Source organism: Dactylosporangium sp. McL0621 (genome assembly GCF_049995355.1).
Classification (GTDB): domain Bacteria; phylum Actinomycetota; class Actinomycetes; order Mycobacteriales; family Micromonosporaceae; genus Dactylosporangium.
Genome location: NZ_CP188259.1, coordinates 375,053 through 387,802 on the forward strand (window position 1 = coordinate 375,053; position 12,750 = coordinate 387,802).

Below are 12,750 nucleotides of genomic sequence, written 5' to 3' on the forward strand. Positions count from 1 at the left end.
GTCAGACTCAGCCAAGTGGTCTCCCCGTTCGGAGTGGGCGCGGTCTTCGACGTCCTGGGAGAATCTCTCATGGGCGTCGACATCAGCGAATGGCCCTTCGACAAGACCAGGAGGGTCGAGTCGCAGCGGCTCGAGCAGGCCCTGGGCGTGAAGGAGCTGCGCTCGCCGCCGAGCGTTCCTTCCTACCCTTCCAAGCACACGCCCGGAATTCCCTATCAGCGATTCCCGCGTTGGATCTTCTGTCAGGAGTGCCGGCGCATGCGCTTCGCCGTGGGCCACGAGGAGAACGGTGAGGCGCCGAAATGCGCACATTGCGGCGGGCACATGGTGCCGATGCGGTTCATCGCGGTGTGCGCGCAACGTGGACACGTCATGGATGTTCCGTGGGGCCGGTGGGCGCACTCGCAGGCGGAAACCGACGACCAGCGGCGCTGCCGCAAGCATGAGCTGCGTTTCGACACGAGGAGCGGCGGATCCGAAGGGCTGTCCAGCCTTGTCGTGCACTGTATGACCTGCTGGGCGTCGCGGCACCTCGGTGACCTGCCGAGCAGGGACTCTCTGAAGCGAATCGACGTCCGCTGCTCCGGCACGCAACCATGGCAACGGGGCAGCTTCTCGTGCGACGAACGGCTCGAGGTCCTGCAGCGCGGAGCTACCAACGTCACGCTCCCGGAGACGACCACCGCGCTGGACATTCCCGAACCATCCGTTCCAGCCCGCAACGTCGAGGCCGAAATCCGGCAGCACCGCAACTTCGACGATGTCCGTACCGGCCCCGACGGGCCGCGTGCCTCGGTGCTGATCGGCCTGATCGCAGAGGATCTGGGCGTCACCGAGGACCTCGTGCTGCGGGTTGCTCGCGGGGGCGCCGGCGACAGCGGTGGTGCGGACTCCACGGCGGAAGCTCGCCAGGTCGGTCCAGGATTGCTGAACGATGAATGGCAGGCCTTCATGCAGGCCACAGCCGTTTCGGGAGAGGCGACCGGGACCCCGAACTTCGTCGTGTCCTCCACCGAGCTCGTCACCGATGACGGCAGCGACGTGCATAGATTGCTTGCCGAGAAGGTGCGGGACGTCGTGCTGGTCCACCGCTTACGGGAGGTCCGCGTCCTGCACGGGTACCGCCGGTACGACCTCGCCGCGGACTTGGTTCCTGTTGACCTCGGTCGTCGCGGTCGCGAGCGCTGGCTCCCGGCGATCGAGTCGTTCGGGGAAGGGATCTTCCTTTCCCTCGACGAACAGCGGCTGTCCTCCTGGGAACGGAACGACGCCGTCATGGCCCGCGCCAAGATCCTGGAGCGACGCCGGCGCGACAGCCACATCGGATCACGATTCGCCGAGGTGTCGCCCAGGTCCGTCCTGTTGCACACCCTCGCACACCTGCTGATCCGGCGATTGGCCTTCGCCTGCGGCTATTCGGCCGCATCTCTCCGTGAGCGCGTCTACTCCTCTGCCGGTCCGAGCACACAAGCCGGCTTCCTGATCTACACCGCAGCCGGCGATGCGGAAGGGACCCTCGGCGGGCTTGTGCGGCAGGGCGAACCACCCCGGCTTGCCCAGACGCTGCTGTCAGCACTCGAAGAGGCAGCATGGTGCTCAGCCGACCCGGTGTGTCGAGAAAGCCCGGGGCAGGGACTGGGCAGCTTGAACCTCGCCGCCTGCCACGGCTGCTGCCTGGTCGCTGAGACCTCCTGCGAACGTTCGAACGTACTGCTCGACCGTGTCCTGGTGGTCGGTGACGGTACGACCCCCGGCTTCTTCGGCGATATCGTCAATGCTCTCCGAACTGCTTCGGCGGAGCAGATATGACCGTGCCGGACGAACATCCGCCCGGCGATCGCCGAGACGGAAGGGCCGACGGGTTGGCCGACCGCCTGGCTGATCCTCGGCACGTAGAGCTGGCATCGTGGCAGATCGAGGCTGTCAACACGTGGGTCGGAGCGCACCGGCATGAATCCTCTTACCGCGGCACGCTGGAGATCTTCACAGGCGGAGGAAAGTCGCTCATTGCGCTCGAGTGCATCCGTCGGGCAGCCCTGGTCGACCCGAACCTTCGTGTCGCCATCGTGGTGCCGACGCTTGCACTCGCCCGCCAATGGCGCGACGTGGTGCTGCGCCACACCGGGCTGGACCCGCAGGACGTGGGACGCCTCGACGGCGATCACAAGGACGACCTGCGATCCAAAACGTTCTTGATCAGCGTTCTCAACACAGGCGCGGAACGGCTCCCCGAGCTCGCGACCGCTGCCGGGGCGCCGGTGATGCTCATCGTCGACGAGTGCCACCGGGCAGGAGCGCCTCGCTTCCGCCGTGTGCTGGACACGACGGGGCGCTTCCGGCTGGGTCTCAGCGCGACGGCTGAGCGTGACGACGTCGACGAGGACGGACTCCCGATCCAGTACGACGACCACGTTCTCGGGGAGAAGCTCGGCCCCTTGGTGTATCGCTTCGACCTCCGGGCCGCTCGAGAGGTCGGCTGGCTCCCGGACTACACGGTGCATCACCACGCGGTAGAGCTGACACCAGAGGAGCGGCGCCGCTATGAACAACTGACGAGACGCATCGACGACCTCGCGGACCGTCTGGACGACCTGGGCGTGCCCAGCTCCCTGACACGTCAGGCGACCGGACGGCACGGCGACGTGGGTGCGCTGGCCCGTACCTACGTGGGCATGGTGGCACAGCGGAAGGACCTGTTGTATCGCGCGACCGAGCGCGCACAAGTGGTGACGAAGGTATTGAGCGGTCTTGCCCAGCGGGCGGAGCCACCTCGCGCCTTGTTGTTCCACGAACGCATCGACGAGGCAGTCGAGCTGCATCGCCGGTTGACCGAAGCCGGTCTGGGATTCCCTGTCGGTCTCGAGCACTCGGGTATGCCCGAGGCCAACCGCCGGGAGGCACTCGCACGCTTCGCCCACGGTGCAACACCGGTCCTTGTCAGCGTCAAGTCGCTGATCGAGGGCATCGACGTGCCCGACGCCGACGTGGGCATCTCCGTGGCCTCCTCGTCCAGCGTCAGACAGCGGGTGCAGGCCCTTGGCCGGGTCCTACGACGGCGGTTCGACGGGGGTACCAAGAACGCCGAGATGCACATCGTCTACGTCCATGCCACCGTCGACGAGGCCATCTACGCCAAGGAGAACTGGTCCGACCTGACCGGCGAGGCCGTCAACCGGTATCGCCTGTGGCGGGCCGGCGCCACGGAGCCTGAAGACCGCGAAGGACCACCGAGGACGCCGAGGCCTACCGAGGACCAATTCTGGGATAGCCTCGGCCGCAGCGTGCCCCCGGAACCCGTGCCGTGGACACCTGATCTGCCACCGTCGGAGTGGCGCCTTGATTCCCGAGGTTCTGTCACGACGGTCACGGGCGAGCTCGTAACCAACCCGCAGGACATCGCTCAACGGGTTGGCCTGATCAAGGACGGCGGCGGACGCTTCCGCGTCTCGAGTCGCCACCGACTCGTCGTGGTTCCTGACGTCGGCGGCGGCAACTTGCGGGCCTGGCTGGTCGGAAAACTGGACGAGCCGTTCAAGCCCATGACGGAGGCGGAAGTCAAGACTCCGCCTGTTGCACCCGCCGACGAGCCCGAGGCCGGAGCTCCCTATCACGGTCCGAACGACCGTCAAGGGGGCAGTTATCACGTCAGACAAAAATCGGGCGGCGTCATCGAGCGACGGGTCGCCGGCAGCCGGGAGTGGGCAGCAGTCGAACCATCAGACGGCTCGGCCGATCTTGTTGACAACGCCGTGCGCCTGCTGAGCGCGTGGCGCCGCACAGGTGAGAGCGGCCTGCAATTCCACGTGAACCAAGCCGGCGACGCTTACTACGCGAGCAGGGGACAGCTCTGTTTTCTTGCCCGCGTGCCCGGCGGCTTCGCGTGGCCGAGTCAGCCCTAACCTCCTTGTCCGAACCAGAACTGAGGGTGGCAGTGGTAGCAAAACAGCGACAGGCGTACCCCTGGATTGAACCGAGTTCTACGAAGACCGACGCCAAGTACCGGGTGACCGCCGACGGACAGATCCGGCTGGTCTACATCGTGGACAGACGGGAACGAGCACTTCTGACGACGGATCAGCACCCGCGACTCGTCGAGATGGTCACCGAAGTCAAACGGGAACACGGTGAGCCGCCCTCCGGCGTCTTCTACATCAACGAGTGGCGGCACGTGCTTGTCAAGGCGGGAGGAGGCACTTGGTACGCAGGGCGCTACGACTAGCTCCTCGATTTCGATTTTGACGGGACGAGGATCTCCTCCGTCGCCCCCGATCAACTTTCACCGGGCGACGTCTGGGCGGGCCCTCGCGTCGGCGTCAAGTATGTCCTGAAGGCCTCCGGTGACGACGTCTATTGCCGTCGGCAGATTCGACCGGGGCGGACGCGCGACGAGTACCTGTCGGACTACTTGGCGTCCGCTGGCGAGGTCGTGCGCAGGTGGTCGAAGTACAAGAGGGCAGGCGGGGGCATCTACATCAACGAGGCTCGCGAGCTCTTCACGCCGATCGGCACCGATGTCGTCAGCTTCACCTATCTTGGCCGTGTCCCGATCGACAGCTGGTTTCCGCAGCCGGACGTCGGTGACGAGTACTGACCCGCCCATCGGCGCCGGGCCGGCCCGGCGAGAGCTGGCCGCTCTGCACGGAGGTATCGTGCGGCCTGGCCGCCTGGTTGCCTTTGCTCCAGGCCAACCCGAGGCGCGTTTGCGCCAGCAAGGGTTTCTGTGGCGGTCATCGACAACTGGCGAGGTTCTCGACAGACAGTTCCTGTGACCCACAAGACCATCAAGCACGGCGACGAGCTACGTCGTTACCACCAAGATGACTGGTGGTAACGGAGGCAGGGCATGGACGACGAGGCCAGGCTGGCAGGGCTGGCTCAGCGGGTCGCTGAGTATGTATTGGGTGGGATTCCACGACTCGCTCGGCTCGGCTACCGGCCGAACGAGTTCCAAGCAATGGTGCGGACGCATGGTGCCGTCGGAGCCACGAAACGGCTGCTTGCTGATCCGAGGCATACGTCGTACGGCCTCCAGAGGCTGTACGAACCTGGATGTCTGGAAAGCAGCGTCGAGTTCGCTGTGCTGCTGCCCTGGTTCGAGAGTCTGTTCACGGAGGACGAGCGGTACGAGGCTCGAACCCGACTCATCCTGCATGACCCTCCGGTCGATGCCAAGCTCCGCGCCGACGCGTTCCATCCGGCCAGCTCGATCACGTAGGTTAACGGCTATGACCGCAGCCCAGGAGTCCGATCCCCTCTACTCCGACGTGTCCGAAGACGACCTTGCGATCGACATCGGACCTGACTCAACCGTCACCTGGGGAACCGACTGGACGGTCGCAACAATCATTGATCAACTTTCTCGCGAGCGTTTCGATCTAGAGCCGGCCTTCCAGAGACGCGATGTATGGACGGCAGCACGAAAGTCTCAACTGATTGAATCCTTCCTCCTTGGCGTCCCGATTCCGCAAATAACGTTAGCCGAGCGACAGGGTACCCGCGGGCGCTTCATCGTGCTTGACGGGAAGCAACGGCTGAGAGCATTGCAGCATTTTGCAGGCATCAATACGCAGCCTCTTAAGCTAACCGGGCTCAACGTTCTAACGAACCTCAACGGCGTAACATACGACGATCTTAAGAACGATCCGGACCTCGATTCATACCTTGCCGTTCTAGAGAATCAAGCTATTCGAGCAGTAGTGCTTCGTGGTTGGCGGAATGAGTCGCTCTTGTACTTGACCTTCATGCGCTTGAACTCGAACGTGGTCGGACTATCTCCCCAGGAGTTGCGTCGGGCGATCCATCCGGGGCCATTTATGGACTATGTTGTCCAAAAATCAAGCGACAGTGCGGAAATCCGTCATTTCATGGGGATCAAGGCGCCAGACTTCCGGATGCGGGATGCCGAGATTCTCATCCGCCACATCGCCTTGTCACTGGCGCTCGACACGTATCGCGGCAACCTCAAAGCATTTCTCGACGAGTTTTGCAAGCACGGAAATGATTCATGGCCTGCTGTGGCAGACGAGGTTCGCGCCGCCGCGGACGGTCTAGACAGTGCCATCTCGTTCACCTTTGAGATCTTCGGAAATGACGCTTTCAAGCGGGCCACAGGTCGCGGTTACGAAAACCGGAAGAATCGTGCAGTACTCGACATCATGGCATTCTACTTCCAACACGAGCGGGTGCGAGTTGATTGCGCAGGTCGTGGAAACGAGATTAAGGAAGAGTTTAGAAGGTTATGCGTTGAGTTAAAGGATTTCTCCGACTATCTGACCTCGACTACCAAGTCTGTAAGCGCTGTTCACGGAAGGCTCAGAATATGGGGTGGAACGCTCCAGTCGTTCTCGCCTTCCATTTCTTCCATGATGCCGTAACCATGACACGTCGTCTCTTCGCATATTCGGATCTGCACAACGCTTTGATCAGGTTAAGAGCATTTTACAACTCTCATCCGATTCGTCTGCAACCGAGTGACAACGATCTAACGCGTGGCGATGCCTACCTTATAGCCGCTCACGCGGCGATTGAGCATTACGTGGAAGACTTGTGTCGGCGTAGCGTAAACCAGAGTGTGCATCGGTTTGCCCGGCAAGGCCTTCATACGGCCGCCTTAAAGTCGTTGATCGATGGACACTATTGGCGACAGGCGGTCGATCTACCGAGGGGCGTCTTTGCCTTTGCGTCAGGGCACGAGGAGGTTGCCCGGGCGGTCAAATGGTACATAGGACGGGTCGATACTAACAACGGTATACGTCGATCAAACCTTATGGCCCTCCTCCTTCCACTGGGATTCCGAGAACCCGACTTTGACGAAGTCTGGATGGGCGACATGGATTCATTCGGCGGCGATCGCGGTGATATCGCTCACGGCCGCCCGGTGCAGCCCCGAATCAGTCCCCCAATTCAGGTTGGCCCAGCCGGGCAAACGATAAGCATCACAGTCTGGACGCCGTCTGCTACGCGTCACAGAAATACCGCGCCGCCTTGGGAAATCGAAAGGCGCATTCGACGGATTACACCCGAGCTGCGAAAATGGGATCAGCGTGTCATTCAAAGATCAGCCTAGGCGCATTTCGTGTGATTCAAGCTCCCGGGCGGATCCGAAACATAAATACCTGATCGACCGAGGTTTGTTCGTCGCGTCCGTCTTACTGCGCCTCTCGCAGTGTGCTGCGGCGGCGTGCCGCTCGGTTCGTTTACGGCCCCGGCGCGTCAGCGCCGGGGACGCCGCGTGCGGGCGAAGCGGCTTCCCGCGGCCGAAAGGGCTTGCGCTGCTACACGGGCTGAATCTCACGTATGTCGTCGGCCATCGTCTGCGGAGCAGGGCGGCGCCGGCCAGCCAGGTTCGCCGTAGGCGACCGCGTAGCGGCTTGATCTAAGAACAGGCCAATTCGGCAACACTAGCGGGTGATGGCCGCGATCGGACGGCACCATGGTCTTACGAAATTGCATGAACTAATATGTCGAACCGCAACTCGGGCTGTAGCGGATTCACGAGCGAGCCAATTTGACGCCAGCCCCAGTGTTCATAAATGCTGCGAGCGTCTGCATTGGTGACGGCGGTTAATGTAGCGTACGGCTCGGGGCGATCACTCAACAAGGTGTCGAGTAAGCGCCGGCCGACTCCCTGACCACGGTTTGGTTTGCTGACGACAAGCTCAATGATGGCGAACTTGCGCGAAGATGAAATGTCGTCGGGTACGGGATCTGTGCTACCAGACCACCAGTGACCTTTCGCGAACGGCAGGCCGAACGAGAAGCCGACGAGTGCGCCATTGGATTCGTGCACCGTAACGAGCGAGAAGCCGTCGCGTGTGGCCTGCCGCTGCGTCCGCCCGACGAATTCGTCTATTTGCCAGATGGGTCCGGATTCATATGGCGACTCGGCGTAAACCTGTTCGTATAGCGGTGCTAGATCGTCGAGTTGGCCGATTGCAGCGGTCCCGACATGACTGATAAAGGTAAAGTCTTCATTCATATCGGTTCGCCCTTCAGGGAGGAGTTGCGTGCAGCGATCAGGCGGTCACGGTAGCTCACCACATTGGGTCGACCTCGGTCTGATTCGGGCACGGCCCTGAGCACGTCATCGGCGACAAGAAGCACGAGTTGGCCGAGGTGGTTTGAGGGCACCGTGTTTAGCGCCCAAGTGGCATGTCGGGTGCCCTCGCCGACTTCTCCGCTACGGATCAGTGCTAGTGCTCGATGTAGTTCTAGCTGTGCCTTACTAATTGTTCGTGACGAATCATACAGACGAAGTGCGCGATCGATGGATGCGTTAGCGACTTGATTCCCGCCGATACGGGCATGGACATAGGCCTCCGCGTGTCGGATTCGGTCCTCCGGCCATCCGAAAATTGAGTCCGACTGTTGGACGATCGCATCAGGCAATCGATCGAACGTGGCGTTGGCTTGCGAGATTGCAGCCAATGCGTCTTCTTTCCGCCCGAGAGCAGCGAAAATCTGAGCCTTGCCGGCGAGCAGTTCGGCGCTTCCAGCGAACGTACGACCTTCGAGGACTGTAGCCTGATTGACAAGTTGAAGGACAACGGACACCGGGCGCTGGAGGTATATAGCCGAGGTGATTTCGTGGCCTTGGACCCAGGCTTGGGCCTCTGTCGAACCGGATCGGACTCCGAGCCGCCGGGCAAGGCGCCACGCGTGGCGGGCTTCGCGAAAGTACCTGAGATGCGTGCATGCCATTGCCATAAGTGCGGCAAGCTGCGCACCAACACTGGCGAGCTGTTTTGCCTCCCGCTCGTCTTCGATAGCGGTCATCTGCCGCTGAATAGCGACGAGGTCGGGGGCTAGTTCCCTCAAGAAAGCTGAGCGCGACTGCGAGAGATATGTAAACCCGTACTCCCAAGCTGCCTCGCGCCAGTCCTCGGCGGTGCCGAGGACGGATGAGGCGTGCTCGGCCGACGAGCGAAGGGGTGCATAAGTTCCCAACGCAACGAAAGCCGACAAAACCGTACGACGTAACACATCGTCAGTGTCGCGCGGCGAGTCGCGAACGTCTACCGGTTGAAGGTCTCGGTTGAAGGTTGTCGCGCTTGGAGATCTTCGCGGTTCACGGGAGGTGCGCGAACTGTCGTCGGCACGGTCGGTGTTGTGCTCGTCAGGACCGACGGTTCGTCCTGCACGAAAGTCGCTGGAGAGTGTGTACTCAGCTGCATCCGACACATCTACTGTGGACGCTCTCCAGTCCACTGTGGATGTCTGCTGTGCGCGAGGTTGGTTGTGGTAGGCCAGTCCGAGTCGAGCTCGGGCGCGGTTGGGCATGTTGAAGCCGTCTGCGATGCGCGTCAGCAGCTCGTGTGTGGTGACTTGGCGTTGGCTGCGCATGATGCGGCTGACTTCGGGTTGTGGGATGCCGGTCGCGCGTTCGATCTGGAGCTGGGTGGCTTGGGCGTACTGGCGGAGGAGCCGGAAGAGGGCGCCGATGTCGCGTGCGGCGAGGGCGTCGGTGACGTCGGTGCGGTCCCAGAATCCGGCGGGGAGCCGGATGGGGACTGGTGCATCGGTCGGCATGGCTGCATTCCCGTGACTGTGGGCGCGGGTGGCTGTATGCAGCCTACCCGCTTGGTCGCATATCCAGGCAAGTGACAAGTCGTTGGAGTGAACGCTCGTGGATGGCGGGCTGCGTCAATGTGTGGGTTAGGGTCCGTTTCATAAGGCTGGGGTCAGAGCCACTCGCCGATGACGGCGATGGTCAGGACGGCTTGGTATCGGGTGGCGAGTTTGTCGTAGCGGCTGGCGACGCCGCGGTGGCGTTTGAGTCGGTTGATGCCGCACTCGACGGCGTGGCGTTGCCGGTAGCGGACCGGGTCGAACGCGGGTGGGCGCCCGCCTTTGGAGCCTTTGGCTTTGCGGTGGGCGTCTTGGTCGGCTTTGCTGGGGATGCACGCGGTGATACCGCGGGAGCGCAGGTGGGTCCGGTTGGCCTTCGAGGTGTAGGCCTTGTCGGCCAGGACCAGGTTCGGCCGGGTGCGCGGATGCCCGCCCCCGATCCGGGCGACGCGGATCCTGCGCAGGACCGGGATGAACTGGGGGCTGTCACCGCGCTGCCCGGCCGTGATGAGCAGTGCGAGGGGTTTCTGGCCCTGCTCGCAGGCCAGATGCGTCTTGGTGGTCAATCCACCACGGGATCGGCCGAGCGCGTGGTCGGCGGGCTCGTCATGCACGCCGCCGGGGGGTTCCTTCTGCAGGTGTCCGTCGCGGCGGGCGCCGGCGGCGTGCTGGTGCGCGCGGCTGGTCGTGGAGTCGACGCTGACGTCCCAGTCGATCCGGCCGGTGGCGTCCGCGCGGGCCTGCACGGCGGCGAGGATGGTGTCCCAGGTGCCGTCACGCTGCCAGCGGCGGAACAGCCCGTAGATGGTCTGCCAGGGCGCGTACTCGGCTGGGACGTCACGCCACGGCGAGCCGACCCGGATACGCCAGCGGATCCCGTCGATCAGTTGCCGTCTGTCCCACTTCGGCGGACGACCCAACGACGGCTGCGCAGGCAGCAGCGGCGCCAGCGCCGCCCACTGCGCGTCGGTCAGGTCGTGCCGCCTCGTCACCGCTAAGGTGGCCACGAGGTCTCCGGTATGAAGTTCTGCTTGGTCGCTGAACCATCTACCGGAGACCTCTTCAGTTATCGATCATCGCCACGCTGTGACCTCACCCGGCCCCGTCAGTTCTAAAACACGCGCTAGTGTCCTGAGTCGTTAAAAGTTTTATTGATGCCGGTGCAGTAGTTGGCGAGGCTTTCGAGGATCTGGTCGGCGTTTTTGGTCCAGACAAAGGGTTTCGGGTTGTCGTTCCATGCCGCGATCCAGGCGTCGACGTCGTCTTCGAGGGCCTTGGCGCTGCGGTGGGTGGAGCGGCGCAGCTTGCGGTTGGTCAGTTCGGCGAACCAGCGTTCGACCAGGTTGAGCCAGCTGCCGGAGGTCGGGGTGAAGTGCAGGTGGAAGCGTGGGTGCGCGGCCAGCCAGGTGCGGATCGCCGGGGTCTTGTGGGTGGCGTAGTTGTCGCAGACCAGGTGCAGGTCCAGTTCCGGTGGGGTGTTGGCGTCGATGGTGCGCAGGAATCGCAAGAACTCTTGATGGCGGTGCCGGCGCTGGTGCTGGCCGATGACCTTGCCGGTGGCGATGTCCAATGCGGCGAACAGGCTGGTGGTGCCGTGTCGTACGTAGTCGTGGGTGCGGCGTTCGGGGGTGCCGGGCATCATCGGCAGCATCGGCGCGGTGCGGTCGAGGGCCTGCATCTGGGACTTTTCGTCGACGGCGAGGACCATCGCCTTGTCCGGCGGGTCGAGGTACAACCCGACCACGTCACGGACTTTGTCGATGAACAGCGGATCGGTGGACAGCTTCCAGGTGTCGACGAGGTGTGGCTTGAGTCCGAATGCCCGCCAGATTCGTGACACGGCGGTCTGGTTGAGCCCGGCCGCCTGCGCCATCGACCGGGTCGACCAGTGACTGTCCTGATTGGACGGAGCCGATTCGAGTGTTCTGACGATGACCGCCTCGACCTGCGCGTCGGTGATCTTCCGCGGCGCGCCGGGGCGAGGCTCGTCCTGCAACCCTGCCAGCCGCTGGGCGATGAACCGCTGGCGCCACTTACCGACCGTCGGAAGCGAGGCCCCGAGCTTCCGCGACACCTCGCTGTTGGACAAGCCATCCGCGCACGCCAACACGATCCGCGCCCGCAACGCCAATGCCTGCGCCGTCTTGGCCCGACGAGCCAAGCCCTGCAAAACGTCCCGCTCCTCAGCGGTCAGCTCCAGCACTGCCAGCTTCGGACCACGACCGTCACCCATACCGGCAATCTATCAACGAATCAACGACTCAGGATACTAGTCGCATGTGGCGTAGCCGGTGATGGTGCCGTCGTCGTGGAGGTGCCGCACCGGGGCGGCATGGTGACGGCGACCAGGCGCCAGCCGTCGCGGTCGTGGTGGGCGGTGGCGGTCCAGGGTTGGGCGTTGCTGGTGTAGCCGAGAGGTCCGCCGATTTCTGGTCGGGCGAGGTCGAATTCGGCGCGCCAATATTGGGTGACGGTGGCGTTGTCGCCGTGGATGTCGATGGTGTCGTGTTGGCCGGGGTCGTGGCCGATGGCGAGTTTGGCGGCCTGGTCGGGGTGGGCCCGGTTGGTGGCGTCGATGGCGTTGATGTAGTCGGCGCGCTGCTGGAGTAGGTCTTTGCGGTGGGACCGGGCGATGAGCGGCTCGGCGGTGAGGCGTTTGGCGTCGGCGGGTGGCTGCACGGTGAACATGAACGTGACCATGGCCTCTTGTGGTGTGGTGCTGCCGCGGCCGGCGTTGATGGTGTCGCGGATGATCGGTACGGCGATGACGGCCGCTGGTACGCCCAGGCAGCACGTGAGGCCGGTGGCCACGATGGCGATGGTCCATGGCCAGCGGCGGCGGTGTTTGCGGGGTTTGGGCAGCACGACGTCCGGGCCGCGAAGGACGTCCCCGTGAGAACGCGGTCCATGACATTGAGAGTGGCCAAAGGTCGCACGGGTTCGCTGGTGACGGCGATCGATGTCGGAGCAGTGCTCGTCGGTTGTTCACACAGGGCCTGGTCTCCGGGGGCCGATTGGTGCTTGGCCGGTATGTAGCGGACGCATAGTGCCTGGTGGCATGTGGTGTCGGGGTTGGCTCGTGTCAATGTCGTGGCATGGCTGCACGGGCTGATGTCAGGCCTGGTCGGTGGCGGCGGCGTGGCTGTTGCCGGCTCGGTCGGTCGTGGTCGAAGGGACGCGACT

General features: G+C 63.4%; 12 protein-coding genes. 7 read left to right on the forward strand and 5 right to left on the reverse strand.

Annotated features, from left to right (window positions below; translation table 11 throughout):
• The first annotated feature begins 33 nt into the window (after nucleotides 1-33).
• From drmB to ACPPVO_RS01735, 7 genes are all read left to right on the forward strand, one after another.
• Nucleotides 34-1,809, forward strand: a complete 1,776-nt coding sequence (gene drmB, locus ACPPVO_RS01705; RefSeq protein ID WP_426514499.1) for a DrmB family protein — start codon at nucleotides 34-36, stop codon at nucleotides 1,807-1,809.
• Nucleotides 1,806-3,899, forward strand: a complete 2,094-nt coding sequence (locus tag ACPPVO_RS01710) for a DEAD/DEAH box helicase (RefSeq protein ID WP_426509467.1) — start codon at nucleotides 1,806-1,808, stop codon at nucleotides 3,897-3,899. The genes drmB and ACPPVO_RS01710 overlap by 4 nt, the downstream gene beginning before the upstream one ends.
• 26 nt (nucleotides 3,900-3,925) lie before the next feature.
• Entirely contained in the window at nucleotides 3,926-4,219 is a 294-nt protein-coding gene (locus tag ACPPVO_RS01715) for a hypothetical protein (RefSeq protein ID WP_426509469.1), read from the forward strand.
• 207 nt (nucleotides 4,220-4,426) lie between these two features.
• On the forward strand, nucleotides 4,427-4,591 hold the full coding sequence (locus ACPPVO_RS01720) for a hypothetical protein (protein WP_426509470.1): 165 nt from the start codon (nucleotides 4,427-4,429) through the stop codon (nucleotides 4,589-4,591).
• A 252-nt stretch (nucleotides 4,592-4,843) separates the two neighbouring features.
• Nucleotides 4,844-5,215, forward strand: a complete 372-nt coding sequence (locus ACPPVO_RS01725) for a hypothetical protein (RefSeq protein ID WP_426509472.1) — start codon at nucleotides 4,844-4,846, stop codon at nucleotides 5,213-5,215.
• Nucleotides 5,216-5,225: 10 nt separating this feature from the next.
• Nucleotides 5,226-6,374, forward strand: a complete 1,149-nt coding sequence (locus ACPPVO_RS01730; RefSeq protein WP_426509473.1) for a DUF262 domain-containing protein — start codon at nucleotides 5,226-5,228, stop codon at nucleotides 6,372-6,374.
• Between the two features lie 2 nt (nucleotides 6,375-6,376).
• Nucleotides 6,377-7,066, forward strand: coding sequence for a HEPN domain-containing protein (locus ACPPVO_RS01735; RefSeq protein ID WP_426509475.1), 690 nt, complete (start codon nucleotides 6,377-6,379; stop codon nucleotides 7,064-7,066).
• Between the two features lie 372 nt (nucleotides 7,067-7,438).
• Here the strand turns inward: ACPPVO_RS01735 and ACPPVO_RS01740 are convergent, their stop codons facing one another.
• From ACPPVO_RS01740 to ACPPVO_RS01760, 5 genes are all read right to left on the reverse strand, one after another.
• Complete coding sequence (locus tag ACPPVO_RS01740; RefSeq protein WP_426509477.1) at nucleotides 7,439-7,978, reverse strand: GNAT family N-acetyltransferase; 540 nt, start codon at nucleotides 7,976-7,978, stop codon at nucleotides 7,439-7,441.
• Entirely contained in the window at nucleotides 7,975-9,528 is a 1,554-nt protein-coding gene (locus tag ACPPVO_RS01745) for a helix-turn-helix domain-containing protein (RefSeq protein WP_426509479.1), read from the reverse strand. The genes ACPPVO_RS01740 and ACPPVO_RS01745 overlap by 4 nt, the downstream gene beginning before the upstream one ends.
• Before the next feature lie 152 nt (nucleotides 9,529-9,680).
• Nucleotides 9,681-10,574 (reverse strand): IS5 family transposase, encoded by an 894-nt coding sequence (locus ACPPVO_RS01750; RefSeq protein ID WP_426509481.1) that lies wholly within the window; start codon nucleotides 10,572-10,574, stop codon nucleotides 9,681-9,683.
• A 116-nt stretch (nucleotides 10,575-10,690) separates the two neighbouring features.
• On the reverse strand, nucleotides 10,691-11,800 hold the full coding sequence (locus ACPPVO_RS01755; protein ID WP_426509483.1) for an IS630 family transposase: 1,110 nt from the start codon (nucleotides 11,798-11,800) through the stop codon (nucleotides 10,691-10,693).
• A gap of 20 nt (nucleotides 11,801-11,820) precedes the next feature.
• Nucleotides 11,821-12,378 carry a hypothetical protein gene (locus tag ACPPVO_RS01760; protein ID WP_426509484.1) on the reverse strand — a complete coding sequence of 186 codons (558 nt, stop codon included), beginning with the start codon at nucleotides 12,376-12,378 and terminating at the stop codon, nucleotides 11,821-11,823.
• Nucleotides 12,379-12,750 lie beyond the last annotated feature (372 nt).